Annotated in this window: 24 protein-coding genes; 11 read left to right on the top strand and 13 right to left on the bottom strand. The window is 65.5% G+C overall.

What is annotated here, in order from left to right:
• Positions 1 to 8: 8 nt before the first annotated feature.
• Complete coding sequence (gene clpA / locus BM002_RS12200) at positions 9 to 2,345, bottom strand: ATP-dependent Clp protease ATP-binding subunit ClpA (RefSeq protein ID WP_092781297.1); 2,337 nt, start codon at positions 2,343 to 2,345, stop codon at positions 9 to 11.
• Between the two features lie 151 nt (positions 2,346 to 2,496).
• Complete coding sequence (gene gloB, locus BM002_RS12195; RefSeq protein WP_092782172.1) at positions 2,497 to 3,279, bottom strand: hydroxyacylglutathione hydrolase; 783 nt, start codon at positions 3,277 to 3,279, stop codon at positions 2,497 to 2,499.
• A gap of 57 nt (positions 3,280 to 3,336) precedes the next feature.
• Between gloB and BM002_RS12190 the strand changes: the two genes are divergently transcribed.
• Together BM002_RS12190 and BM002_RS12185 are read left to right on the top strand one after the other, a co-directional pair.
• Positions 3,337 to 4,098 (top strand): class I SAM-dependent methyltransferase, encoded by a 762-nt coding sequence (locus tag BM002_RS12190; RefSeq protein ID WP_092781294.1) that lies wholly within the window; start codon positions 3,337 to 3,339, stop codon positions 4,096 to 4,098.
• Positions 4,099 to 4,203: 105 nt separating this feature from the next.
• Positions 4,204 to 4,659 (top strand): GNAT family N-acetyltransferase, encoded by a 456-nt coding sequence (locus BM002_RS12185; RefSeq protein WP_092781292.1) that lies wholly within the window; start codon positions 4,204 to 4,206, stop codon positions 4,657 to 4,659.
• Here BM002_RS12185 and BM002_RS12180 read toward each other — a convergent pair.
• Positions 4,637 to 4,969 carry a CBU_0592 family membrane protein gene (locus tag BM002_RS12180; RefSeq protein WP_092781289.1) on the bottom strand — a complete coding sequence of 111 codons (333 nt, stop codon included), beginning with the start codon at positions 4,967 to 4,969 and terminating at the stop codon, positions 4,637 to 4,639. The two genes, BM002_RS12185 and BM002_RS12180, sit on opposite strands and share 23 nt — an antisense overlap.
• A 352-nt stretch (positions 4,970 to 5,321) precedes the next feature.
• Here BM002_RS12180 and BM002_RS12175 point away from each other — a divergent pair, with 352 nt between their 5' ends.
• The 7 genes from BM002_RS12175 (at position 5,322) to BM002_RS12145 (ending at position 11,772) form a co-directional block, all read left to right on the top strand.
• Entirely contained in the window at positions 5,322 to 5,882 is a 561-nt protein-coding gene (locus BM002_RS12175) for a F0F1 ATP synthase subunit delta (RefSeq protein ID WP_092782169.1), read from the top strand.
• Positions 5,882 to 7,420, top strand: a complete 1,539-nt coding sequence (gene atpA / locus BM002_RS12170) for a F0F1 ATP synthase subunit alpha (protein ID WP_092781287.1) — start codon at positions 5,882 to 5,884, stop codon at positions 7,418 to 7,420. The genes BM002_RS12175 and atpA overlap by 1 nt, the downstream gene beginning before the upstream one ends.
• A 21-nt stretch (positions 7,421 to 7,441) precedes the next feature.
• The gene (locus BM002_RS12165; RefSeq protein ID WP_092781284.1) at positions 7,442 to 8,311 is read left to right on the top strand and encodes a F0F1 ATP synthase subunit gamma; all 870 of its coding nucleotides are present in this window, start codon (positions 7,442 to 7,444) and stop codon (positions 8,309 to 8,311) included.
• Positions 8,312 to 8,357: 46 nt separating this feature from the next.
• Positions 8,358 to 9,782 (top strand): F0F1 ATP synthase subunit beta, encoded by a 1,425-nt coding sequence (atpD, locus tag BM002_RS12160; RefSeq protein WP_092781281.1) that lies wholly within the window; start codon positions 8,358 to 8,360, stop codon positions 9,780 to 9,782.
• Entirely contained in the window at positions 9,782 to 10,171 is a 390-nt protein-coding gene (locus BM002_RS12155; protein WP_092781277.1) for a F0F1 ATP synthase subunit epsilon, read from the top strand. Before atpD ends, BM002_RS12155 begins: the two co-directional genes overlap by 1 nt.
• 126 nt (positions 10,172 to 10,297) lie before the next feature.
• Positions 10,298 to 10,648, top strand: coding sequence for an H-type lectin domain-containing protein (locus BM002_RS12150; RefSeq protein ID WP_092781273.1), 351 nt, complete (start codon positions 10,298 to 10,300; stop codon positions 10,646 to 10,648).
• 146 nt (positions 10,649 to 10,794) lie between these two features.
• Positions 10,795 to 11,772 (top strand): type I glyceraldehyde-3-phosphate dehydrogenase, encoded by a 978-nt coding sequence (locus BM002_RS12145; protein WP_092781270.1) that lies wholly within the window; start codon positions 10,795 to 10,797, stop codon positions 11,770 to 11,772.
• Here the strand turns inward: BM002_RS12145 and BM002_RS12140 are convergent.
• The 10 genes from BM002_RS12140 to BM002_RS12095 all read right to left on the bottom strand — a co-directional run bounded on the left by BM002_RS12140 (position 11,756) and on the right by BM002_RS12095 (position 22,538).
• Positions 11,756 to 13,654 carry a beta-galactosidase gene (locus BM002_RS12140; RefSeq protein ID WP_092781267.1) on the bottom strand — a complete coding sequence of 633 codons (1,899 nt, stop codon included), beginning with the start codon at positions 13,652 to 13,654 and terminating at the stop codon, positions 11,756 to 11,758. The genes BM002_RS12145 and BM002_RS12140 overlap by 17 nt on opposite strands.
• Positions 13,651 to 14,511, bottom strand: coding sequence for an SMP-30/gluconolactonase/LRE family protein (locus tag BM002_RS12135; RefSeq protein ID WP_092781264.1), 861 nt, complete (start codon positions 14,509 to 14,511; stop codon positions 13,651 to 13,653). Before BM002_RS12135 ends, BM002_RS12140 begins: the two co-directional genes overlap by 4 nt.
• Positions 14,508 to 15,113, bottom strand: coding sequence for a 2-dehydro-3-deoxy-6-phosphogalactonate aldolase (locus BM002_RS12130; protein ID WP_092781261.1), 606 nt, complete (start codon positions 15,111 to 15,113; stop codon positions 14,508 to 14,510). Before BM002_RS12130 ends, BM002_RS12135 begins: the two co-directional genes overlap by 4 nt.
• Positions 15,110 to 16,003: a 2-dehydro-3-deoxygalactonokinase gene (locus BM002_RS12125; RefSeq protein ID WP_092781258.1), complete on the bottom strand. Its 894-nt coding sequence runs from the start codon at positions 16,001 to 16,003 to the stop codon at positions 15,110 to 15,112. The genes BM002_RS12130 and BM002_RS12125 overlap by 4 nt, the downstream gene beginning before the upstream one ends.
• Before the next feature lies 1 nt (position 16,004).
• On the bottom strand, positions 16,005 to 16,775 hold the full coding sequence (locus BM002_RS12120) for an SDR family NAD(P)-dependent oxidoreductase (RefSeq protein ID WP_092781255.1): 771 nt from the start codon (positions 16,773 to 16,775) through the stop codon (positions 16,005 to 16,007).
• Positions 16,776 to 16,896: 121 nt separating this feature from the next.
• On the bottom strand, positions 16,897 to 18,996 hold the full coding sequence (locus BM002_RS12115) for an alpha-galactosidase (protein ID WP_092781252.1): 2,100 nt from the start codon (positions 18,994 to 18,996) through the stop codon (positions 16,897 to 16,899).
• 14 nt (positions 18,997 to 19,010) lie between these two features.
• Positions 19,011 to 19,859: a carbohydrate ABC transporter permease gene (locus BM002_RS12110; RefSeq protein ID WP_092781249.1), complete on the bottom strand. Its 849-nt coding sequence runs from the start codon at positions 19,857 to 19,859 to the stop codon at positions 19,011 to 19,013.
• Complete coding sequence (locus BM002_RS12105) at positions 19,860 to 20,204, bottom strand: MmcQ/YjbR family DNA-binding protein (protein WP_092781246.1); 345 nt, start codon at positions 20,202 to 20,204, stop codon at positions 19,860 to 19,862. It abuts the gene before it with no gap.
• Positions 20,204 to 21,139, bottom strand: coding sequence for a carbohydrate ABC transporter permease (locus tag BM002_RS12100; RefSeq protein ID WP_092781243.1), 936 nt, complete (start codon positions 21,137 to 21,139; stop codon positions 20,204 to 20,206). Before BM002_RS12100 ends, BM002_RS12105 begins: the two co-directional genes overlap by 1 nt.
• Before the next feature lie 124 nt (positions 21,140 to 21,263).
• Positions 21,264 to 22,538 carry an ABC transporter substrate-binding protein gene (locus BM002_RS12095; protein WP_175484886.1) on the bottom strand — a complete coding sequence of 425 codons (1,275 nt, stop codon included), beginning with the start codon at positions 22,536 to 22,538 and terminating at the stop codon, positions 21,264 to 21,266.
• A gap of 116 nt (positions 22,539 to 22,654) precedes the next feature.
• Here BM002_RS12095 and BM002_RS12090 point away from each other — a divergent pair, with 116 nt between their 5' ends.
• Both BM002_RS12090 and BM002_RS12085 read left to right on the top strand, forming a co-directional pair.
• Entirely contained in the window at positions 22,655 to 23,449 is a 795-nt protein-coding gene (locus tag BM002_RS12090) for an IclR family transcriptional regulator (protein WP_425431860.1), read from the top strand.
• Positions 23,450 to 23,451: 2 nt separating this feature from the next.
• Positions 23,452 to 24,507, top strand: coding sequence for an ABC transporter ATP-binding protein (locus BM002_RS12085; protein ID WP_092781240.1), 1,056 nt, complete (start codon positions 23,452 to 23,454; stop codon positions 24,505 to 24,507).
• Positions 24,508 to 25,152: the final 645 nt, after the last annotated feature.

The following is a 25,152-nucleotide window of genomic DNA, read 5'->3' as shown; positions in this document are numbered from 1 at the left end:
GATGCGCGTCAGTCAGCCGTCAGAAGCGGAGGCTTCTTGTTGGTGATCTTGGGCGCGCCCGGCTCCTCGATCCGCAGATCGAGAGCGCCGGCTTTCACGCCGACCTTCACCAGGCCGCCCTTGGCCAACTTGCCGAACAGCAGCTCTTCGGCCAGGGGCTTCTTGACGTATTCCTGAATGACGCGGCCCAGGGGGCGCGCACCCATCTTGTCGTCATAGCCCTTGTCCGCGATCCATTCGGCCGCTGCCTTGGTCAGCTCGATCGTCACGCCACGGTCCAGAAGCTGCGCTTCCAGTTGCAGCACGAACTTCTCGACCACCTGCAGGATCGTCTCTTTCGGCAGTGCGCCGAAGCTGATGACGGCATCCAGACGGTTGCGGAATTCCGGCGTGAACGTCCGCTCGATGGCGGCGGTATCCTCACCCTCGCGGCGATCCCGGCCAAAGCCCAAGGGCGCGCGCGCGGCATCGGAGGCCCCGGCGTTCGACGTCATGATCAGGATGACGTTCCGGAAGTCGACCGCCCGCCCGTTGTGGTCGGTCAGTTTGCCGTGGTCCATGACCTGAAGCAGGATGTTGAACACATCGGGATGCGCTTTTTCGATCTCGTCGAGGAGCAGCACGCAATGCGGATGCTGGTCGATTCCGTCGGTGAGCATCCCGCCCTGGTCAAAGCCGACATAGCCCGGAGGCGCGCCGATCAGGCGGCTGACAGCGTGCTTCTCCATGTATTCCGACATGTCGAAGCGCAGCATTTCCACGCCCAGGGTGTCGGCCAACTGCTTGGCCACCTCGGTCTTGCCGACGCCCGTGGGTCCGGCGAACAGGTAGTTGCCGATGGGCTTTTCCGGCTCGCGCAGGCCCGCGCGGGCCAGCTTGATCGCGGAGGCCAACGCCTCGATGGCGGCATCCTGACCAAAGACCACCCGCTTGAGCGAGGCTTCGAGATCCTTGAGGACCTGCGCATCGTTCTTGGACACGTTCTTGGGCGGGATCCGCGCGATCTTGGCCACCACGGCCTCGATCTCCTTGGTGCCGATGGTCTTGCGACGCTTGCTGTCGGGCAGGAGGGCCTGAGCCGCGCCCGCCTCGTCGATGACGTCGATCGCCTTGTCGGGCAGCTTGCGGTCGTTGATGTAGCGCGCCGACAGTTCGACGGCGGTCTTGATCGCCTCGGCGGTGTATTTGATCGAGTGGTGATCCTCGAAATAGGTTTTTACACCCTTCAGGATCTTCACGGTGTCATCGACCGAAGGCTCGTTCACATCGATCTTCTGGAACCGGCGCGACAGGGCGCGGTCCTTTTCGAAGTGCTGACGAAATTCCTTGTAGGTGGTCGATCCCATGGTCCGCAGCTTGCCACCGGCCAGCGCGGGCTTGAGGAGGTTGGACGCATCCATTGCACCGCCCGACGTGGCCCCCGCACCGATGACGGTGTGGATCTCGTCGATGAAAAGGACGGCATCGGGATGCTCTTCCAGTTCGGTGACGACGGCCTTCAGCCGCTCCTCGAAATCGCCGCGATAGCGGGTGCCCGCCAGAAGCGCGCCCATGTCGAGGCTGTAGATCGTGGCGCCGGACAGAACGGCGGGCACTTCACCCTGCACGATCTTGCGCGCCAGCCCCTCGGCGATGGCGGTCTTGCCCACGCCGGGGTCGCCCACCAGAAGCGGGTTGTTCTTGCGGCGACGGCAAAGCACCTGGATCGCGCGCTCCACCTCCTGCTCGCGTCCGATCAGGGGGTCGATGTCCCCCTTGGCCGACTTCTTGTTGAGGTCGACGGTGTATTTGGCCAAGGCGCTTTCGCGGTTTTCGGAGGGGTTCGGACCCGATTGCTCGGTCTCGCCGAAACCATCGTTGTCGTCGTCGGCCCCCTGCACGGGACGGTTTTCACCGAATTCGGGATCCTTGGCGACGCCGTGGGCGATGAAGTTTACTGCATCGTAGCGGGTCATGTCCTGCTCCTGCAGGAAATAGGCCGCGTTGGATTCGCGTTCGGCAAAGATCGCGACCAGCACGTTGGCACCGGTCACTTCGGTCCGGCCCGAGGATTGCACATGAATGGCCGCGCGCTGAATCACGCGCTGGAAGGCCGCCGTCGGCACCGCTTCGGAGCCTTCGACGTCGGTGACCAGGGTGCTCAGGTCGTCTTCGATGAAGTCTTCGACCGTCGTGCGCAGCTCGTCGAGATTGACGCCGCAGGCCTTCATGACGCGGGCGGCATCGGGTTCGTCGATCAGCACCAGAAGGAGATGTTCGAGGGTGGCAAGTTCATGACGACGCGCGTTGGCCTGAGCCAAAGCTGCGTGGATCGCCTGTTCGAGGGTATTCGAGAACGAGGGCATGATGTTCTCCTTCAGCCGCCAGCGGGGATCATGGGAGTATGACCCGCCTTTCTTTAAGTTTTGGTTGTCACGCGTCGCGCTTCAACCCTTTTTATTGTCCGGTCGCAGTTCCGTGACCCCGAGGTGATGTGGAAAGGACTCACATGCGCCTTCAAAAGGCATCTTTAGCACGGCGAATGGCCGCAAAGGTGGCACTGTCGGGTCGACCGCGTGTTTTCGTCGCGTGCTTCAGCGCCGGATCGTTGACGCGAAGGTAAGGGTTTGTATCCCGTTCCGTCGACAAGAGGGACGGTACGGTGGGCGTGTCCGTCGCCCGCAGTCGGGCGACCTCTTCCTGCCTAGACGTAAGCGCCGGGTTGTCGGGTTCAAGGTCGCGGGCAAAGGCGATGTTGGCCGCGGTATATTCGTGACCCGACGCGATCAGCGTGTCGCCGGGCAGGGCGGCAAATTGCCCCAGGCTGGCGTGCATCTGCTCGGGCGTGCCCTCGAACAGGCGACCGCAACCGCCGACCATCAGACTGTCGCCGGTGAAGGCGATGCCGTCGAAGATATAGGCGACATGCCCGATGGTGTGCCCCGAGACATCCCAGACCACGCCCGTTTCGCCGCCGATGTCGATGCGGTCGCCGGGGGAGAGCGGATGGTCCAGTGGCGGCAGGCGGTACGCATCCGCGCGATTGCCCCAGACCTTCGCCCCGGTGGCCGCCACGATATCGGCGACGCCCGCCACGTGGTCGGGATGGTGATGCGTCAGAAGGATGTCGGTGATCGTCCAGCCGCGCTCTGCCGCCGCCGCGAGGATCGGGTCGCCCTTGGCGGCATCGACGGTGACGACCCGGTCGCCCGCCCGCCACAGAAATCCGTAGTTGTCGAGCAGATCCGGAAATCTGTCCTGCAGCATCGGGATGGTGACAAGGGTGTCCGCAAGGGTCATGGCAATCTCCGGATTCGCCGCTAGCATGGCAGGACGAAACGGAAGGGCAACGGCGGAATGCATCTCGACGTCCTCGACCTGCGGCAATTCTACTATCGCACCCGTCTGGGTCGGGCGGCGCAGAAGGCCGTGCGCGACCGGCTTCTGGCGATGTGGCCCGAGGCCAAGGGGCAGACCGTCGCGGGGTTCGGCTTTGCGGTCCCCCTCTTGCGTCCGTTCCTGGCGGATGCGCGGCGTGTGATCGGGTTGATGCCCGCGCCTCAGGGGGTGATGCACTGGCCCGCCGGCATGGAAAACGTGTCGGTCCTTGTCGAAGAGACGCTCTGGCCGATCGAGACGGGGGCCGTGGACAAGCTCGTCCTGCTCCACGGGCTCGAGACGTCGGAAAACCCGACGGCGGTGCTGGACGAATGCAGCCGGGTGCTTGGCCCCGGCGGACGCGCCGTCTTCATCGTGCCGAACCGGTCGGGCCTCTGGGCGCGCCGCGACAAGACGCCCTTCGGTTTCGGGCGACCCTATTCCCTGGGCCAGCTCGAGGCGCAGGTGAAACGCGCGGGCCTTGTGCCCGAACGCCATGCCGCCGCGCTGTTCGCGCCGCCGTCGGACGCGAATTTCTGGCTCCGGGCCTCGGGATTCACCGAGGGCATGGGGCAGAAACTGTCGCGCTCGGGCGGCGGCGGCGTGATTCTGCTCGAGGTGTCCAAGCAGGTTCCGGCCCGGCCCCGCCCCGGTCTTGCCGAACGGGTGCGGCGGCCGCTGCGGGTTCTCGAAGGCGTGCCTGAACCGACCGCCGCCGGGCGACTTCGCGGGACGCGTTGACAGCAACGCGTCGGTCCCGCACATCTTTCCCTGTTTCGGTCTGCGGCTGCTCCCCGCCCTGACGCGCAATTCGCGCGCAAATTTTCAGCGACTGAAAGACATCACATGACACATATCAGACCAGCCGTCCCTGCTGACCGCTCCGCAATTCTGGCCGTGGGCGAAGGCTCGGGCCTTTTCTCGCCCGAAGACCTGACCCATTTCATCGCCACCTTCGACGGCCACGACAGCGCCGGAGACCGCCTCTGGCTGATCGCGGGTTCTGGTGATGGGGCGGCCTTTCTGGAACCGGAAGCCATGTCGGACAACGTCTGGAACCTGCGCTTCATCGGCGTGCTGGCCGGGGCGCGGCGGGGCGGTGTCGGGCGACTTCTGCTTGCCGCGGCGGAGACAGCGGTGCGCCGCGCCGGAGGGCGGCTCCTGTTGATCGACACGGCGTCCTTGCCCGACATGGCCCCGGCCCGGGCGTTCTACCTGGCGGCCGGATACCAGGAGGAAGCCTGCGTCCGCGATTTCTACGGCGACGGCGTCGCGCGGGTCACTTTTGCCCGGCGACTCTAGGGCCGGTGCCCGGCAGCGGCCGCAGTCTGGCGCCCGTGGCCGACGGCGGGCTGCGCCGCAGGCGGATGGCGATTCCGTAAATGCTGATGGTGATCCAGAAACTCTGGATGACCATCGCAGCCGCGTTGAATGCATGGCTGAGGCTCAGGAGCACGAAACTGGCCGCAACCAGGTTCACGACGAAATAGGGTGTCCGACCGGGATCGATGCGCCTACACGTCAGAAGGACGTAATTCATGACATAGAGACCCGCGCCGACCAGTCCGAGGATTTGCAGAGGCGGCGTGTCCGTCAGAAAGGCGTGAATCATGGCTCCGGGTCTCCGGTTGCGAGGATGGCTGTCGTCGGTGAACCTGACCTAGCGGAAGGCATTTGACCCCGCGAGTAAGGGAATCCTTACGTTGCGGCGGGTTCTGCGGGGGGCGAATGCGGTCGGCATAGTCCGAAAGGCCTGTTTGGCAAGGGGCTGCGCGGGTCCTGTCGACCGGACCGGAACAATCCGCCCGGTGGTGCGAATTGACGCCCTCAGGGGCGGTTGCAGGGTCCGAACCCCTCTGCTAGAGGGAGCGCGATTTGGTGATCCGGCCGTGTTGGACCGGGTCTTTAGCGGATTGCGTCGGGGGGTAAGCCGGGCGATCCGACAGACTGTCGAAAGGGTGGACGTGTCCGAACCAGCTTCGATCTCGATGGGGATTGCCGAACGCTATGCGCAGGCCGTCTTCGACCTGAGCCGCGACAGCGGTGATTTGAAAAAGCTCGAGTCCGACGTGGCGGCGCTGGATGAGGCCATGAAGGTCTCTTCGGACCTGCGCGCCATGCTGACGTCGCCGGTGATCACGCGCGACGAACAGGGCGCAGCCCTGGACGCGCTGGCCAAGAAGATGGGACTGGGCGCGACTGTCGCGAACACCCTGGCGCTGATGGCGACCAAGCGGCGCCTGTTCGTGGTTCCGCAGATGCTGGCCGCGCTCAAGGACCGGATGGCGGCGGACCGGGGCGAGGTGACCGCCGAAGTGCGTGCCGCCAAGGCCCTGACCAAGACGCAATCCGACAAGTTGGCCAAGGCGCTCAAGGCCTCGACCGGCAAGGATGTTAACCTCGACGTGACCGTCGATGACAGCCTGATTGGCGGTCTGGTGGTCAAGGTCGGGTCGCAGATGATCGACACAAGTATCCGCGCGAAACTCAACGCGCTCCAGAACACGATGAAAGAGGTCCGGTAATGGCGATCCAGGCAGCGGAAATCTCCGCGATCCTCAAAGATCAGATCAAGAATTTCGGCCAGGACGCCGAAGTGTCCGAGGTCGGGCGGGTTCTGTCCGTCGGCGACGGCATCGCGCGCGTCTATGGACTGGACAACGTCCAGGCCGGCGAGATGGTCGAATTCCCCGGTGGCATCCAGGGCATGGCCCTGAACCTCGAAACCGACAACGTCGGTGTCGTGATCTTCGGCTCCGACCGGGACATCAAGGAAGGCGACACCGTCAAGCGCACCAACTCCATCGTGGACGTGCCCGCCGGTGACGAACTTCTGGGCCGCGTCGTGGACGGTCTGGGCAACCCGCTTGACGGCAAGGGTCCGATCAACGCCTCGGGTCGCCGCGTGGCCGACGTGAAGGCCCCGGGCATCATCCCCCGCAAATCGGTTCACGAGCCGATGGCGACCGGCCTCAAGGCCGTCGACGCCATGATCCCGATCGGTCGCGGCCAGCGCGAGCTGATCATCGGCGACCGTCAGACCGGCAAGACTGCCGTGGCGCTCGACGCGATTCTGAACCAGGCGTCCTACAACAAGGCCGCGGGCGATGACGAATCGAAGAAGCTCTATTGCGTCTATGTCGCCGTCGGTCAGAAGCGGTCGACTGTCGCACAGCTGGTGAAGCGCCTGGAAGAGACGGGGGCGATCGAATACTCGATCGTCGTCGCCGCCACCGCATCCGACCCCGCGCCGATGCAGTTCCTGGCGCCCTATGCCGCCACCGCCATGGCCGAGCATTTCCGCGACAACGGCCGCCACGCCCTGATCATCTATGACGATCTGTCCAAGCAGGCCGTGTCCTATCGCCAGATGTCGCTCCTGCTGCGCCGCCCGCCCGGCCGCGAAGCCTATCCGGGCGACGTCTTCTATCTCCACTCGCGCCTGCTGGAGCGGTCGGCCAAACTGGGCGAAGCTTACGGCAGCGGGTCGCTGACAGCCCTGCCGATCATCGAAACCCAGGGTGGCGACGTGTCCGCGTTCATTCCGACGAACGTGATCTCGATCACCGACGGTCAGATCTTCCTGGAAACGGAACTCTTCTATCAGGGCATCCGGCCCGCCGTGAACACCGGTCTGTCGGTGTCGCGCGTCGGCTCTTCGGCCCAGACCAAGGCGATGTCCTCGGTCGCCGGCCCGGTGAAACTGTCGCTCGCCCAGTACCGCGAGATGGCCGCCTTCGCGCAGTTCGGCTCCGACCTCGACGCTTCGACGCAGCAGCTGCTGAACCGTGGCGCCCGTCTGACCGAGCTGATGAAGCAGCCGCAGTATTCGCCGCTGACCAACGCCGAAATCGTCTGCGTCATCTTCGCGGGCACCAACGGCTATCTCGACAAGGTGCCGGTCAAGGAAGTCGGCAAGTGGGAAGCGGGCCTGCTCTCCTATCTGCGCAACCAGAAGAAAGACATCCTGGACTGGATCTCCAACGAGGACCCGAAGATCAAGGGCGACGCCGCCGACAAGCTGAAGGCAGTCATCGACGACTATGCCAAGACCCACGCTTGATCGTCTGACGGGAGATACCGAATGCCCAACCTGAAGGACCTCAAGACTCGGATCGCGAGCGTTAAATCCACGCGCAAGATCACGAAGGCCATGCAGATGGTGGCCGCCGCAAAGCTGCGGCGGGCACAGGATGCAGCCGAGTCCTCGCGCCCCTACACCGAGCGGTTCAACGCCGTTCTGGGTGGGCTTGCGGCGTCGGCGGGCGGGTCTGATGCCGCGCCGCGTCTTCTGTCGGGGACGGGGTCGGATCAGACGCAGCTGCTGATCGTGATGACGTCCGAGCGTGGCCTGTGCGGCGGTTTCAACGCCAACATCGCCAAGCTGGCCAAGACCCATGCAGACAAGCTTGCGGGTCAGGGCAAGACCGTCAAGATCCTGACGGTCGGCAAGAAGGGCCGCGAGTCGATGAAGCGCGAATACGGCAAGTATTCCATCGGCCATGTCGACCTGTCCGAGATCAAGCGGATCGGCTATGCCGATGCCGCCCGGATCGCGGCTGACGTGCTCAAGCGGTTCGATGCGGGTGAATTCGACGTGGCGACGATCTTCTACTCGAAGTTCCAGTCCGTCATCAGCCAGACCCCGACCGCCCAACAGATCATCCCGGCCTCGTTCGAGGCGGACGCCGAGGCATCGACGCTCTACGATTACGAGCCGAGCGAAGAGGCCATCCTGGCCGACCTTCTGCCGCGCGGCGTCGCCACGCAGATCTTCGCGGCTCTGCTGGAAAACGGGGCGTCCGAGCAGGGCGCGCGGATGTCCGCCATGGACAACGCGACGCGCAACGCGGGCGAGATGATCGAAAAGCTGACCATCCAGTACAACCGTTCGCGTCAGGCCGTCATCACCAACGAACTGATCGAAATCATTTCGGGCGCCGAAGCGCTCTGACATTGGCCGGTGCCTCGGCACCAGAGAAACCGGAGAGACATACGACATGGCAAACGCAGTCGGAAAAATCACCCAGGTCATCGGCGCCGTCGTGGACGTGCAGTTCCCCGATGAACTGCCGCAGATCCTCAACGCCCTGACCACCGAGAACGACGGCAAGCGCCTGGTTCTCGAAGTGGCGCAGCACCTTGGCGAGAACACGGTTCGCGCCATCGCCATGGACGCGACCGAAGGTCTTGTCCGCGGTCAGGAAGTCACCGACACCGGCGACCAGATCCGCGTGCCGGTCGGCAAGGCCACCCTGGGCCGGATCATGAACGTGACCGGCGAAGCGGTCGACGAAAAAGGCCCGGTCGAGGCGACCGAAACCCGCGCCATCCACGGCGAGGCCCCGACCTTCGCGCAGCAGTCGACCGAGACCGAAATCCTCGAGACGGGCATCAAGGTCATCGATTTGATGGCCCCCTATACCAAGGGCGGCAAGATCGGCCTGTTCGGCGGCGCCGGCGTGGGCAAGACGGTTCTGATCATGGAACTGATCAACAACATCGCCAAGGTGCACTCGGGCCTGTCCGTGTTCGCCGGCGTGGGCGAGCGGACCCGCGAGGGCAACGACCTCTACCACGAGATGATCGAGTCGGGCGTTATCGTCCCCGATGACCTCGAGAAGTCGAAGATCGCCCTGGTCTACGGGCAGATGAACGAGCCGCCGGGTGCCCGTATGCGCGTCGCCCTGTCGGGTCTGACCCTGGCCGAGCAGTTCCGCGACGAATCCGGTTCCGACGTTTTGTTCTTCGTCGACAACATCTTCCGCTTCACGCAGGCGGGTTCCGAGGTGTCGGCTCTTCTGGGTCGTATTCCTTCGGCCGTGGGTTACCAGCCGACGCTGGCCACCGACATGGGCGCCATGCAGGAGCGGATCGCCTCGACCAAGGCCGGGTCCATCACCTCGGTGCAGGCCGTGTACGTGCCCGCAGACGACCTGACCGACCCCGCGCCGGCCACGTCCTTCGCCCACCTCGACGCGACGACCGTTCTGGACCGCGCCATCTCGGAAAAGGGCATCTATCCGGCTGTTGACCCGCTCGGCTCCACCTCCCGCCTGATGGATCCCGCCATCGTGGGCGAAGAGCATTACACCGTCGCCCGTGACGTGCAGGGTGTGCTTCAGCGCTACAAGTCGCTGCAGGACATCATTGCCATTCTGGGCATGGACGAACTGAGCGAAGACGACAAACTGGCTGTGGCCCGAGCCCGCAAGATCGAGCGTTTCCTGTCGCAGCCCTTCGACGTCGCCAAGGTCTTCACCGGCTCCGACGGCATCCAGGTGCCGCTGGCGGACACGATCGCGTCTTTCAAGGCCGTTGTCGCGGGCGAGTATGATCACCTTCCCGAAGGTGCGTTCTACATGGTCGGCGGTATCGACGACGTGAAGGCCAAGGCCGAGCGTATGGCAGCCGAGGCCGCCTGATGCAGTTCGAACTCGTCTCACCCGAGCGCAAGCTCGCCTCCGAGGAGGTCGACGCGGTCCGCATCCCCGGCGCGGACGGGGATTTGACGGCCATGGCCGATCACGCGCCGACGATCACCAGCCTGCGTCCCGGCATCCTCACCATCGAGATGTCGGGCGGCGAGCGCAACTTTGCCGTGACCGGCGGTTTCGCCGAAATCGGGGCCGGGGTCACCGTTCTGGCCGAGCGGGCCCTGCCTGTTGCTGACGTCACCCAGGAGGTGTTCAGCGGTTGGGTCGCAGAGGCACGCAAAGCCTCGGACGAGGCGGTTGACGATGTGGCCGATGCCGCGGCCAAGCTGCTCGCCGATATGGTGGCCATGGGCGACACCATCGGCCTTTCGGCCTGATCGCCCGGTCCAAGTGACAGAAGGCCCCGGATTTTTCCGGGGCTTTCTTTTTTCGGGCATCCTTTCGCCGGAAACTTCGCTTAAGCTGCCCCGACGATCGACAGACGGTCGGCAGGGTACGTTTTCATGCGAAAGTTTCGCAATCATCTGATCGGTGTCGAACAGGGCAGCCGGGTCATGTTCTCGGATTTCGAGGACGGGGGCGCCATGTGGACGAGCACGGGCCCCCGAGAAGTGCGCGTGGTCGTCGAGTTCGACGAACCCTTCAAGACGGTGCCTGCCGTCCTGACCACCCTCTCGATGTTCGACATCGACGAAAGCACGAACCAGCGCGCCGACCTGAGCCATGGCAATGTCACCGAAACCGGCTTCGACCTGATCTTCCGCACCTGGGGCGACACCCGCGTCGCCCGGGTCCGCGCCGACTGGACCGCCATCGGCGAGGTGAAGGCCGAGGACGAGTGGGACCTCGACTAGGGCCTGGCGCCGCAGGGGCATTGTATCGACACGCATCCCTCTTTGACTTTTGCGGACGCACCGCGCCAGTCTTCGCGCGAAGGAGACAGGATGCCGCCCAAGACACCCCGACCGACACGGCACCCCATTCCTGACGGGGTGCACCGATGAAGGTCTTCATCAACGGTTTCGGCCGCATCGGACGCTCCATCCTGCGCGCGCATCTGCGCGGCGCGGGTGCCGGGATCGAAGTCGTGGGGATCAACGACATCGCCCCCCTCGATGCCTGTGCCTATCTCTTCAAATACGACAGTGTCTTCGGCCCCTGGGCCGGGGAGGTGTCTGGCGAAGACGCGGCGCTTGTGATCGACGGGCGGGCCATCCCGTTTTACCGGACGCCCGACCTGCGCACGCTCTCCCTCGGCGGCGTCGATCTGGTCCTGGAATGCACCGGCCACGCCGACACCCGCCCCGAGGTGGAGCGCGGATTGCTGGCCGGGGCGGGCAAGGTCCTGATGTCGGGGCCGTCCGCGGTGGCGGATGCGACCATCGTTCTGGGGGCCAATGACGCGACCTTGCGGCCGGGGCACCGGGTCGTCTCCAATGCCTCCTGCACCACCAATGCGGTCGCCCCCCTGCTCGCGGTTCTGGACGCGGCCTTTGGCGTGGTTGCGGGATCGATGACGACGATCCATTGCTACACCGGAAGTCAGCCGACCGTGGACATGGCGCGGGGTGGGCCGCTGGCGCGCAGCCGGGCGGCGGCCCTGTCGATGGTGCCGACCACCACCAGCGCCGGACGGTTGGTGGACGAGGTGTTGCCCCATCTGGCGGGCCGCGTGCCATGTCAGTCGGTGCGCGTTCCGGTGGCCAGCGTCTCGGCGGTCGACCTGTCCTTCCTGCCCGCGCGTCCCGCCACGGCAGAGGCGGTGAACGCGGCCCTGCGCGACGCGGGCGGCGTGATCGGAGTGGAAGATGGCCCCTTGGTCAGTTCCGATCTGCGCGGGCGGCCCGAAAGCTATATCCATGCCAGCGGCGAGACGCGGGTGGCCGAGGGTGGGCTGATCCGGGTCTTCGGCTGGTATGACAACGAATGGGGCTTTGCCAACCGGATGCTGGACCTGGCCCTCAGGATGGGCGGCTGAGGCGGAGCAGGCCCGCCGGCGGAATGATCTGCCCCGCATAATCGAGCGGGTGGCTGGCGTAGTTGAATACAAACCGTTCCGTCGCCGTGTCGCGCAGGCGCAGCCCTTCGGGAAGAGGCGTCACCGCCAGCCCCGCTTCGCGCGCCAGATCACCCAGAATGCGCTGTGCGGAGGGCTTGTTCGGCCAACCGGCCAGATGGGCGCGCCGACCCTGCCGCAGCAGGACGGCCGTCCCGTCGGTCGTCCGCTCGGTCACCTCCGCATCGGTCTTCAGGTGTTCGAGCCAGAGGTCGATGCCGCCACCGTTCTGCAGGCCACGGGGGGCGTCGGGTGGAAAGGTTTCCTCCATCACTGATGTCGCGGCCAGCCCCGGAAGGTTCGGACCAAGGGGCATCGGCATGGCCAGCTCGTCGGTCTTGAGGTCGGTGCGGGGGCCGGTCACCACGATCCCCTCGGCCCGCTCCATCGCGGTGCGAAGCGCGGCGGGGATCGTCAGCAGACCCGGCACCAGAACCATCGCATAGCCGTCGAGGGTGGCGGTCTCGGGTGGCAGGATGTCGATGGATAGCCCGAGACTGCGCAGCGCGCGGTAGAGGTCGAAGCAGAGCGCGAAATGGTCGAAGCCCTGGCCCTGCGGCTGCACCTCCCAGGCCCATTGCGAGGCATAGTCGAAGACCAGCGCGACGGGCGCCTGCATGGGCGCGACATCGGGCGCGTCGCGCAGTTCGGCGGCGACTTCGGCGGCTTCGGCAAATCCCGGGGCCTCGGTCGAATCGGAGCGCAGAAGACCCGCATGTTGCTGCTCCTGCGCCTGCGGGAATTGCCGCCAGCGGAACCAGCAGACGGCCTCGGCCCCGTGGGCGAAAGCCTCCCACGACCAGAGCCGGACCATGCCGGGCAGGGGCGCGGGGTTCCAGGGCGCCCAGTTCACCGGGCCGGGTTGCTGCTCCATGATCCACCAGCGGCCATCCTGTCCGCAGGCGCGATAGAGATCATGGTGGAACGCCTGAAAATCCGGGTCGCCCTGCCGCAGGTAGGCCGCCTTGTCGCCGCCCGGGACCCGGTCCAGCAGGAAGCCCAGGGGATAGCTGTCCCAGGTCGCGATCTCCATCTGGCGGCCGGTGGCATAGTGGTCGAACTCGGTCACGCGGCCCATGTAATTGTGCGAAATCGGAGCCTTTGAATGGGCCCGGATCGCCGCGACTTGCGCCGCGTTCCAGGCCACCACCTGATCGGACGAGAAGCGCCGGAAGGCCATGAGATGGGCGGGGTTCGGCTCGGTCACGGTCAGGTTCGGCAGGTCGATCTGGTCGAAGCTGTCGTAGTCCATCGACCAGAAGACGTTGCCCCAGGCTTGGTTGAGACGGTCGACCGTCCCATAGCGCTCGACCAGCCACAGGCGGAAGGCATCGCGGGCGGCGGCGGAGTAGCTGATGACCGTATCATGGCAGCCGTATTCGTTGTCTGTCTGCCAGGCGGCCACCCGGTCGCCGTAGCGTTCGGCCATCAGGCCCGCCATACGGGCGGCATCGGCGCGATAGGCGGCATGGCTGAAGCAGTAGTGGCGGCGCGATCCGAATTTGCGCGGACGGCCCGTCGCATCGACGGCCAGCATGTCCGGGTGCCGGTCCAGCATCCAGCGCGGCGGCGTGGCCGAGGGGGTGCCCAAGACCACAGACAGGCCCGCGCCGGTCAGAACGTCGATGGCCCGGTCGAGCCAGCCCCAGTCGAAGCGGCCCGGGGCGGGCTCCAGCCGCGACCAGGCGAACTCCCCGATGCGGACCCAGGTCAGCCCCAGATCCGCCATGCGGCGGGCGTCGTCGGCCCAGATCTCCTCGGGCCAATGTTCGGGATAATAGCAGGTGCCGAGCGTGCGTTTCACAGGATGACCCGATGTTCCGCCAGGCCCTTGACCGGCATGTCCGCGACGAAGGTCTGGCCCGCGCCCACGTGATGGGCGGCTGACCCCGTCAGGCCGTCGCCAGCGGAGGTGATGAACATCTGGTTCATGTCGGGTCCACCGAAGGCCGGGCAGGTCGCCTGACCTGCGCCGCAAGCCAGCGCCGCGCGGAACCTTCCGTCCGGTCCGTGACAAGCCACGCGCCAGCCGCCCCATTGCGCGACCCAGACATTGCCATCGGCGTCGCAGACCGCGCCGTCGGGGGCGAGGCCTACATGCGAGAAATCGACGAAGATCTCGGCCCGTCCCGACGGCCAGCCGGCCCGGTCGATATGCTGCTTCCAGATCGCGCCCTTGGCGGTGTCGGCGAAATAGGCCGTGTCACCTTCGGGCGAGAAGCAGATCGAGTTCGGGATCGTGATGTCCTTGTAAAGCTTGCGCAACTCGCCCCGGAAATAGCGATAGATCGCGCCTGCTCCCGGTGTCGCGTCCAGGGCCATCGTCCCGATCCAGAAGCCGCCCAGAGGGTCGGCGCGGCCATCGTTGGAGCGGTTCGCGGGGATGTCCGCCTCGAGGGCGACGATCCGGCTGCGTGCGCCTGTCGCGATGTCGAAGCGCCAGAGCGCATCGGCGCCCGCGACCATCAGCGTATCGGCATCGACCCAGGCGGCGGCGCTGACCGGATAATCCCAATCCCAGTCGAGCGGGCCGCTGGCGTCGCGGCTCAGAAGCTTGCGGCCCAGGATGTCGAACCAGAAGAGCTGCCGCCGCCCCGGATGCCAGAGCGGCCCTTCGCCCAGGACACAGGCGCGGTCGTCGAAGACGCGCGCGTCGGTCATGCGACGGCCTTGTCATAGGCGGCGACGATGGCCTTGGCGCGGGTAGCGATGTCGTCGACCGAAAGGCCCGGGGTATAGCAGGCCGTGCCAAGGCCAAATCCGTCGGCCCCGGCGGCGATCCAGTCGCCGAAGTTGTCGGGGCCCGCCCCGCCCACGGCGTAGACCTGCGTTCCGGGGGGCAGGATGGCCCGCATCGCCCGCAGGCCCGCAGGCCCGGCCATCGCGCCGGGGAACAGCTTGAGTCCCGTGGCGCCAGCCTTGAGGGCGGCGAAACACTCGGTCGGGGTGAACACCCCCGGCCAGCTTTCCATCCCGAGTTTGCGTGTGTGGGCAATGACTTCGGCGTCGGTGTTGGGCGACACGACCAGCTTGCCGCCCGCGTCCTTGACCGCCTCGACATCCGCGACGCTCAGCACCGTGCCCGCGCCGATCAGCGCTCCGGTGCCGTGAGCGGCGGACATGGCGGCGATGGAATGGAACGGGTCGGGCGAGTTCAGCGGCACCTCGATCGTGGTGATCCCGGCGGCGATCAGGGCGGCGCAGGCGGGCACGGCCTCGTCGGGGGTGATGCCTCGCAGGATGGCAATCAGGGGTCGGGTCATGCGGCGTCCTTTGCGGCGATCAGACCGGCCTGCGTCATGGCGTCGGCGGGCAGGATGCGGGGGGCAAGCCCCTGGGATTTCAGGGCGACATCATAGGCGCGGGTGGTCTTGGGTGAGCCGGTGATGACCACGTCACGCCCCAGCCACCACGGTTTGGTGGCCGCGAGTTCCGCGCCGATCAAGAGGCCCGAGAGGGTGCTGCGCGCAACGGCGGCCTCTTGCCCATGCAGAAGGTCGGCGGCGCGCAATTCGAACATGCGCGCGGTGAGCACCTCGGGGCGTGAGAGGGCGTCCGACACGGCGGCGAGGAAGGTCTCTTCCTGCCAGGCGTCGCCGACCAGGGAATGGCGAAGAACGGTTTGGGAACAGATGGTTGCAAACAACTCGCCGGTCATCGCAGTGCGGAAACTGACGATTTCGCCGGCGGACAGATGGACCCATTTGGTGTGGGTTCCCGGCAGGCAGGCGACGCCGTCAAAATCGGGCAGGGCGCGCAGGATGCCCGCGATCTGTGTCTCTTCTCCGCGCATGACGTCCGGATGGGGCGTCAATTGCCGCACGCCGGGCACGATCCGCACGTCGAGGCGCGGGTCGGCGGTCACCACCCGCGTCAGCCCGCCGTCGAGCGGGGTGCAGGGCGTCGTGCGATAGGCCGCCTCGGCCCACCCCTGGCGCGCGCCGACCATGCCGCAGGCGAAAACCTGTGTCGGGCCGTGGCTCTTGTCGTCGATCCAATCTCCGGCGAGGCTCAGGAAACTGGCCTCGAACATGTCACGGGTCAAGCTGTTCATGCCGTCGCCGCTGGCGCGGGTGTCCAGCGGGCGATCCCCCTCCATCAGGGTGATGCGCAGGGCGGTCGTGCCCCAGTCTGCGGCGATCCAGCGGGTCATGTCAGCCTGTTACCACGACACCGCCGTCGACGACCATGGCCTGTCCGGTCATCATGCGCGAGGCGTTGGACGACAGGAAAAGCGTGGGGTTCACAATATCTTCGGGGGCAAGCGTCTCTTTGAGGCACTGCCGTTCGACATGGGCCGCGACGCTTTGGGGGTCGGCCCATTTGTCGAGCTGCTTCTGGGTCAGCACCCAACCGGGGGCGAGGGCGTTTACGCGGATGTGGTCGGGGCCGAATTCCCGGGCGAGGCTGCGGGTCATGGCGGTGATGGCGCCGTTGGCGGCAGTGTAGATGGCGTAGCCCGCGTTGCCCATCATGTAGCTGATCGAGGAGAAGTTCACGATGTGGCCGTAACCCACGGATTTCATGCCACGAATGGCGTGCTGGCAGGAAAAGAAGTAGGATTTGAGATTGATCGACTGGGACCAGTCATAGAAGTCCTCGTCGACGTCCAGCGTGGCGTGCCGCTGATCGTTGGCGGCGTTGTTCACCAGCCGGGTGATGGGGCCATGGGCGGCGGCGGCCCGGTCCATCGCGGCGCGCAGCGTGGCGATGTCGGTGATGTCGCCCTGGATGAAAAGCGGTTTGTTCCCCGTGGCTTGCTCCATCTCGGAGGCGAAGGCCGAGGCATCGGAGCGCCCGATGAAGGCGACCTTCGACCCCTGCCGCAGGAAGCCTTCGGTCAGGGCCGCGCCGATGCCCGACCCGCCCCCGGTGATGAAGACCGAGGCGCCGGAGAGGTCGGGATAGGTTGCTGTGTCGGTCATGCCGCAGTCCTTCTGCTAAGTTGTGCACCCCGCGTACACCCCCCGTACACCCCCTGTGCAGACGGGTTGATTGCGGGCGCGTTCGGGGTCAATGTCACGGCCCCCGGAGGAAAATGCCAGATCACAGGCGGTGGCCTTCGATGACCCACATCGTGTCCGGGAAGCTCCAGGGCAGGGTCAGGCCGTGGGTCATGAGCCAGGCGCCCGACACCTCGATTGGCCCGCGCTTGAGCGCGGGGCTGCCGCGGCTGAGGCGGGGGGCGTCGGCGCGGTTCAGAAGGCCGACACGGTACCGTGCCGCCGGGTCGAGGGCGGTGAGGCGCAAGGGGCGCGGCGCGATCTGGGTCGAGGTGGCGGATTTGCCCGCGAAGACCACGAAGCGGTGGCCGTCACTCGCCATCTGTTGTTCGGCCAGGACCGCCGGATCGCTGCTGTCGAGGCGCAGTATGTCGGCGTCGGTGCGCCAGTCGCGGTTGGCCTTCCACCAGGTCGTGACGTCGCGCAGCACGGTCGCTTCGTCTTCGGTCAATTCGCGGGGGTCCATCTCGAACCCCATGTGCCGTTGCGCTGCGACCCAGGCGCGAAAGCGGATGCCGAACACTCGGCCTGACGTGTGGCAATGGCGGGGGCCAACGTGGCTGCCGGTGATAGCCAGCGGCAGGAAGAGCGCGGCGTCGTGCTGGATGCGCAGACGTTCGTGCGCGTCGTTGCTATCCGAGAGCCAGACGCGTTGCGTGCGCTTCAGGATGCCGAAGTCGATGCGGCCGCCGCCCGAGGCGCAGCTTTCGATCTCCACCTGCGGGAAATCGGCGCGGAGCCGGTCGAGAAGGGCATAGGTGCCGCGCGTCTGCGCCGCGTCGGGCAGGGGCAGGACGCGGTTATGATCCCATTTGATGTAGTCGATGGCGTGGGTCGACAGGATCGCGGCGATCTTGCCGTGGAGGTGGTCGCGGACATCGCCGTTGGCCATGTCGAGGACGCGCTGCTGTCGCCCCTCCACCTGATCGACGGGGCCGAGGATCCAGTCTGGATGGGCGCGGGCGAGGTCGCTGTCGGTGTTGACCATCTCGGGTTCGAACCAGAGGCCGAAGGTCATGCCCGCCCCGTGGACGTGGTCGATGAGCGGGGTCAGGCCGTCGGGCCATTTGCGGCGGTCGATGTCCCAGTCGCCGAGCGAGGAGGTGTCGTCGTCGCGCTGTCCGAACCAGCCGTCGTCAAGGACGAAGCGTTCGGCGCCAAGCGATGCGGCGCGGCTGGCGATCTCGGTCAGGGTGGCGAGGTCGTGGTCGAAATAGACCGCCTCCCAGCAGTTGTAGTGGACGGGGCGCGGGGTATCGGGGCGGGGCCAGGTGACGATGCGGTCGCGGGCGTGACGCTGGAAGGCGGTGGCGCAGCCGTTCAGGCCTGTCTGGCTGTAGGTGACGTAAAGTGGCGCGCTCTCGAAGAACGTGGCCGGGCCCCGCTCGCTGCCGTTGGTGTGGCCCCATTGGATCTGTCGGCGGCCATCGGGGAGTTCCTCGGCGATCATCTTGTGCCCGCCAGACCAGCCGTAGTGGAATCCGTAGGCTTCTCCCTGGGTATTGGTCGCGCCGATGCAGGGGACGATCAGGCCTGGGAAATTCTCGTGGCCCGTGCGGCCCGACCGGCTTTCGCGGGCGTGGATGCCGTGGGACCAGGGGGTGCGGTTGAGCTGGAATTCCCCGCACCAGCGGCCCGAGACGTCGATCATCCCGTCGCTGTGCTGCGGTGCGGGGAGGACGGGGGCCACAAGCCAGGTCACGTGGGTCGGGCGGTCGCAGGCGAGCGTCGTCTGCGCGGTGATGATCCGCGTCGCGGGGTCGGTGGTGAAGCGGAAGGTCAGGGTCAGGCCGTTCGCGGCATCGCCGTAGGTCAGGGCGAGGGTGTCGCCGTCCTGCGTGTCGTCGACACGGGTGCAACGGGGCAGGACCGATGTGCCGCCCGCGTCGCGCAGGGTGAGGCCGGGTTGGCCCGGAAAGCTGCGGATGGCTTCGGGGCAGAGGCTGAGGTCCGGGTTCTCGTCCAGCATGCCGCCGGTCACGTCGAGGACATGGGCGCGGGCGAGCGTGCCCAGATCTTCGGACACGGGCAGGGGCGCGCCCCAATAGACGACCTGCGGCAGACGGTCGCCCGTCGCGGCAAGGACCATGGTCTGCGCGGGATCGTCGAGCCGCCAGCTGCGGATCGGAAGGGAAGGAGGCATCGGAAGATCCGGGGTTATTTCACGGCGCCGAGGGTGAGGCCCGCGATGAAGTGTTTCTGCATCAGGAAGAACATCGCCACCGGCGGCAGGGCGGCGACGATGCTGCCCGCGCTCATCAGGTGATAGGCGGCGCGGTATTGCGAGTTGAAGGCGGTGATGCCCGCCGTCACCGGCTGGCTGTCGGGGCCCTGGGTCAGGACGATGGCCCAGAAGTAGTCGTTCCAGATGAAGGTGAAGATCAGCACCGAAAGCGCTGCGATGGCGGGCTTCATCAACGGCAGGACGACATAGACGAAGATGCGCCATTCGCTGACGCCTTCGACCCGCGCCGCTTCGATCAGCGGGAAGGGGAGGGCGCGGATGAAGTTGCGCATGAAGAGGGTGCAGAAGCCGGTCTGGAAGGCGATGTGGAACAGGACGAGGCCCGTCTTGGTGTCATAGAGGTCGAGCGCGATGGTGAAGTCGCGGACCGGCACCATCAGGATCTGGAACGGCACGAAGTTTCCCGCGATGAACATGAAGAAGATCAGAAGGTTGCCCTTGAACCGATAGATGCCGAGCGCAAAGCCCGTCATGCAGGACAGGGCCACGGTGCCGATGACCGTGGGGATGGTGATGAAAGCCGAGTTCAGAAGGTAGCGCGGCATTTCGCTTTCGAAGAAGACCTTGCCGTAGTTCGAGATCAGGTCGAAGGACCCGGGGACGCCCCAGTAGTTGCCGGAGGTGAAATCGCTGTCGGGTTTGATCGAGAAGAGCATGACCGCGATCAGCGGCAGCAGCCACAGGATCAGCGCGACGGGGAGCAGGGCCTGATAGGTCAACTGCCACTGGCGGGAGGATTTGGCGATCGGGGTGGGGAACATTCAGAGCGCCTCGCGGGTGGCTTTGGGCAGGCTGGCCCGGACGGTGTCATAGCTGACGCGGATACGGTGCTCGGCCTCGTCTCGGTCGGTGTCGGCATAGGGCAGGCGGACCCAGGAGCGGTGGAAATACTTCGCCTTCCGCGCCGCGCCCGCGTCGATGAGCATGGTGGCGGTCTCCACGTCGGGGCATTTGACCGACACGCCATCCTCGGACCCGCGGGTGTCGCCGCCCGCCATGCAGGCGAACATCTTGCCGCCGACTTTCCAGCTGTCGAGTTCGCCCGCACCGGCGGGGGTAGCACCGGGCAGGGCGGCGCAGATCGTGTCGATGTCGGCGCGGGTCATCACCGCGCCGCCCTTTCGTCGCGCCACATGGACCAGAGGAAGTAGGCGATGAAGACCAGCATGATCAGGAACAGGACGACCGCGATGGCCGCGCCATAGCCCATGCGGAAGCCGAATTCCGCGAGCGCCTTTTCGAACATGTAGAACGACAGCACGCGGGTGGAGCCGAAGGGGCCGCCGTTGGTCATGATCGACACCAGGTCGAAGGACCGCAGCGCGCCGATGATCGTCACCACGAAGGCGATGAAGGTGGCGGGCTTGAGCTGCGGGAGGATGACGTACCAGAGCATCTTCGGCCCCTTGGCCCCGTCCAGACGCGCCGCCTCGATCTGTTCGGGATCGACGGCGTTCAGGCCCGTGAGATAGAGGATCATGCAGTACGCCGTCTGCGGCCACAGACCTGCGGCAATGATGCCATAGGTCGCGGTATCAGGGCTGCCCAGGATGTTGATCGACAGGCCGAACCATCCCAGCATCACGTTCAGAAGGCCTACGTCCGGCAGGTAGAACCACGAAAAGACAAGGCCCACGACGACCTGACTGATGACGAAGGGAAAGAAGAACAGCGATTTGTAAAGGCGGATGCCCGTCACCGTCTGGTTGAGGAAAAGCGCGATGCCAAGGCCCATGGGAATGGCCAGCAAATAGAGCAGCAGCCATTTGAGGTTGTTCCACAGGCTGATCTCGAAGTTCCGGTCGCCCGCCAGTTCGCGGTAGTTGTCGAGACCGATGAACCGGCCCTGTTCGGTCAGATCCCCCAACCCGTCCCAGTCGTAGAAGCTGACCTGGAAGGACTGAAAGATCGGAAAGATGACATAGAAGGCGAAGAACAGAAGACCGGGGGCCAGGAACAGCCAGGGGGTTATCGCGATTTCATTCCGCCGGTACCAGCTGCGCGTGTCCGCCCGGGGGCGGATATCGGGGACGGCTGTCATGGCGGGTCTCCTGCGTGGCGGTTGCGCGAAATCCTGTCCGGCACATGCGCAAACGCGGGGCGGGGCGTTTGCGGATGGGTCGGTGGGATCGGCCCGAAGGCCGACCCCGGTGTCGTGATGGCGGTTACTGCTGGTAGACGCGCTGACGAGTCTGTTCCAGGCGCTCCAGGATGTCGTCCAGGTTGTCCGGGAAGACCATGAATTCCTGCAGACCTTCCATGCCGGCCGCCGCCATTTCGGCCGGGAAGTCCCGGTCGAAGAACTGGGCGATGCCGCCCGTGGCATTGGTGGTCAGCATCTCGAAGCCCTGGTTGAGGAATTCGTCATCTTCCACCGCGCTGGCCGCGTTGACCGGCAGCTGGCCCAGACCCGGCTTGACGACTTCGTCGCCTTCCTTGACCTCGGGGCCGTTGATCGCGGTCTGCACCTCGGCGGAGGTCACGAACTTCAGGAATTCGCGCGCGGCATCCTTGTTCGCCGCACCCGACGGGATGTGGAACGTGTCGATGGGGGCATCCTCGCCCTGCGGCAGGTCGGCGATCAGCGGGAACTGGTAGAAGTCGATCTGCTCGTCCGTCAGGCCCGCGTCGCGCATCGGCGCCACGGCGAAGTTGCCGATCAGGTAGTGGGTCGCCTCGCCGTTGACCATGAAGGGCAGCGCCTCCTGCCAGGAATAGTTCTGGTGGTCGTCGATGAAGGCACCCATGTCGATCAGCTTGCGCCAATTGGCGAAGGTCTCGCGGACGCGGTCGTCGGTCCATTCGACTTCACCGCGGGCCAGCTGCATGTGAAAGTCGAAGCCGTTGGTGCGCATGTTGAGGTAGTCGAACCAGCCGCCGGCCGTCCACAGGAACTTGGTCCCGATGGCATAGCACTTGCGGCCCGAGTCGATGATCACCTGGCAGTTGGCGATTTCCTGTTCGAAGGTCGTGGGCTCTTCGATACCGAGCTCGGCGAAGATGTCCTCGCGGTAATAGAGACCCCAATTGTAATAGGTATAGGGCACGCCCCACTGCTTGCCGTCGATGGTCAGCGCGCCCTTGACGGCGTCCAGTCCCTCGATCTCGCCCCAGACGTCCGACACGTCCTCGAACAGGCCCGCGTTGACATAGGGGCCCATGCGGTTGGCGGCGTACCAGTTGACGACGTCGGGCGGGTTCGAGGTCAGGGCGTTGCGGATCTGGCCCTTCCAGCCGTCGCGGTCCACGATCTCCAGCTCGATGTTGAGGCCGGGATGCAATTCGCCGAACTGCTCCACCAGCCCCTCCATCACGGCCCGGGGGGCGGGGTTTGACATATCCGACACGATGCGCATGTCGCCGGTCAGCGCATGCGCGTCGGCAAAGGCAGCTCCGGTCATGAGTGTGGTGGCGGCAAGCGCCGTCAGAATGGATCGCATGTTTTCCTCCCGATGCGTCCTGATGGTTCCAATTAATGAAACCAAGTTTCTTATATTGAAAACTCTGGTATGATCCGGCTAGGCTGTCAACAGGATTTGAGGCGGGAGGCCCCAAGTTGAACATTCAAAGGGACAGTGCGGATGGCACGGTGGGCAAGGCGCTCGACGTGCTCGACCGTGTGGCCGCCTTCGGGCGTCCGGTGCGCTTTTCGGAACTGCTGGAGGACGCGCCGTTCCCCAAGGCGACGCTCTACCGCCTGCTCCAGACGCTGGCGAAACAGGGCATGCTGGCCTATGACGACGACCGCGGCACCTATGCGCCCGGCATGCGGCTGGTGCGGATGGCCCATGCCGCCTGGGCGCAGTCCAGCCTGGCCCCGATCGCGCGCCCGCATCTCGATGAACTCAGCCGCGCCGTGGGCGAAACCGTGCATCTGGCACAGCTTGACGGCGGGCAGGTGCTCTATGTCGACAAGCGCAACGCGGTGCGCCCCCTGCCGATGTTTTCCGAAGCGGGCAAGGTCGGCCCGGCCTATTGCACCGGTGTCGGCAAGGCGATGCTGGCCCATCTGGACGAGGCGGCCTGCGACAAGGCCCTGGCCCGCCAGAGCTGGCACCGCTTTACGCCCCACACCGTAACGACGCCCGAGGCCATGCGCGCCGAGCTGGAGACGATTCGCGCCCAGGGCCACGCCTACGACCGGGAGGAGCATGAGCCGGGCATCCACTGCATCGCCATGCCGGTCCTGTCGGCCACGGGGCGGATGCTGGGTGCGGTGTCGGTCACCTCGTCGGTGGAGCGCGGGCCGCTTGCCGAACTGGAACGCCATCTGCCCAAGCTGAAACAGGCAGTCGAACATATCGCGGGGGACCTCCATGACTGGCGGTTCCCCGACCAACGGGAGGGTTAGGAATGGCAGGCGTCGAGCTTACCGAAGTCGTCAAGCGCTATGGCGACGTGCAGGTGATCCACGGGATCGACCTGAAGATCGCAGAGGGGGAATTCTGTGTCTTCGTCGGGCCGTCGGGCTGCGGCAAGTCCACGCTTCTGCGGATGATCGCCGGGCTGGAAGAGACGACCGAGGGCACCGTGCGGATCGGCGCCCGCGACGTCACCCGCGAAGACCCGTCGCAGCGCGGCGTCGCCATGGTGTTCCAGACCTACGCGCTCTATCCGCATATGACCGTGGCCGAGAACATGGGCTTCGGCCTCAAGATGAACGGCCACCCGCGGTCCGAGATCAACAGCAAGGTGGCCGAGGCGTCGCGCATCCTGAAGCTGGACGACTACCTCAAGCGCAAGCCCGCCGCCTTGTCGGGTGGGCAGCGGCAGCGGGTCGCCATCGGGCGCGCCATCGTGCGCGGGCCGGATGTGTTCCTGTTCGATGAACCGCTCTCGAACCTCGATGCCGAGTTGCGGGTCGAGATGCGGGTGGAAATCGCGCGCCTGCACAAGGAAATCGGCGCGACCATGATCTATGTGACCCACGATCAGGTCGAGGCGATGACCATGGCCGACAAGATCGTGGTGCTGCGCGCGGGGCGGATCGAACAGGTCGGCGCACCGCTGGAGCTTTACCGCGACCCCGACAACCGCTTCGTCGCGGGCTTCATCGGCTCGCCCTCGATGAATTTCCTGAGCGGCACGGTCAAGGGCGGCGCGGTCGAGGTGCCGGGCCTCAAGACCACCCTGTCGCCCGCCGTGACATTGCCGTCCGAGGGCACCGACGTCATCGTCGGCCTGCGCCCCGAACACCTGTCGGTCGGCACCGGCGACGTGCTGACCGTGGACCTGACCGAGGCGCTGGGCGGTGTCAGCTATGCCTACCTGACGGCCGACACGGGCGAGAAGATCATCGTGGAGGAACGCGGCGACATCCGGTCCGACGAGGGCGACCGCATCGCCCTGACCATCGACCCCGCGCGCATCATGGTCTTCGACGCCAATACGGAGATGCGCATCCGCTAGGGCGCACCCGTCCCTGTCCGCCGGTGGGGCAGGGCGCCGAACGCAAGGTGGATGGCGAGGCGGTGAAGGTCGGCTTGGAGCCCACATTGTAGATAGCTCTGCCTGCCGTCACTTCGCGAGATCGGCGCACTATGTACTTGGCTCTGTACTTGGCTCTCCAAATGCCACAAACTCTTCCAAAAACACAAAGCCATATCCCATGGCCGGTTGATTTGCGTCCGAGTGAACTATGAACGTGAGGTCTTGGCATGTCTCGAACAGAAATCCCTCTGCTGAACGAGACTATGCGTGACGGATCACGCAATTTCTTGTTTTTCCCACAAAAACATCCACCAATTAGGCTCTGGTTTAGTGTAGTTTGGCTGCCCCATGCCTTCCCAACAAAATTCATACCATCGTATGATGAGACATGGTTTGATTTCACCCATAGGAAACGGCCATTTTCGGTGAGCAACCCTTATGGAGATTATTGGTTCTTTGCCAGGGATCCGAATACGCCAGATGCCCAACTCGAAGAAATTCGGACGCATTTTCTTGTCTACACTTGACCCGCCATACAGTCGCTTCGTCCCGCACAGCGGTCATCCCCTACGTGAGTCCCCCGGCGGGCACTACCGGGCCCTGGTGCTGTTGCGGCGCGGTGTG

This window comes from Jannaschia pohangensis (assembly GCF_900113875.1).
In the GTDB taxonomy this organism is placed as follows: domain Bacteria; phylum Pseudomonadota; class Alphaproteobacteria; order Rhodobacterales; family Rhodobacteraceae; genus Jannaschia; species Jannaschia pohangensis.
Note: the sequence above shows the minus strand (reverse complement) of the source record. Positions and strands in the feature narration are given on the sequence as shown.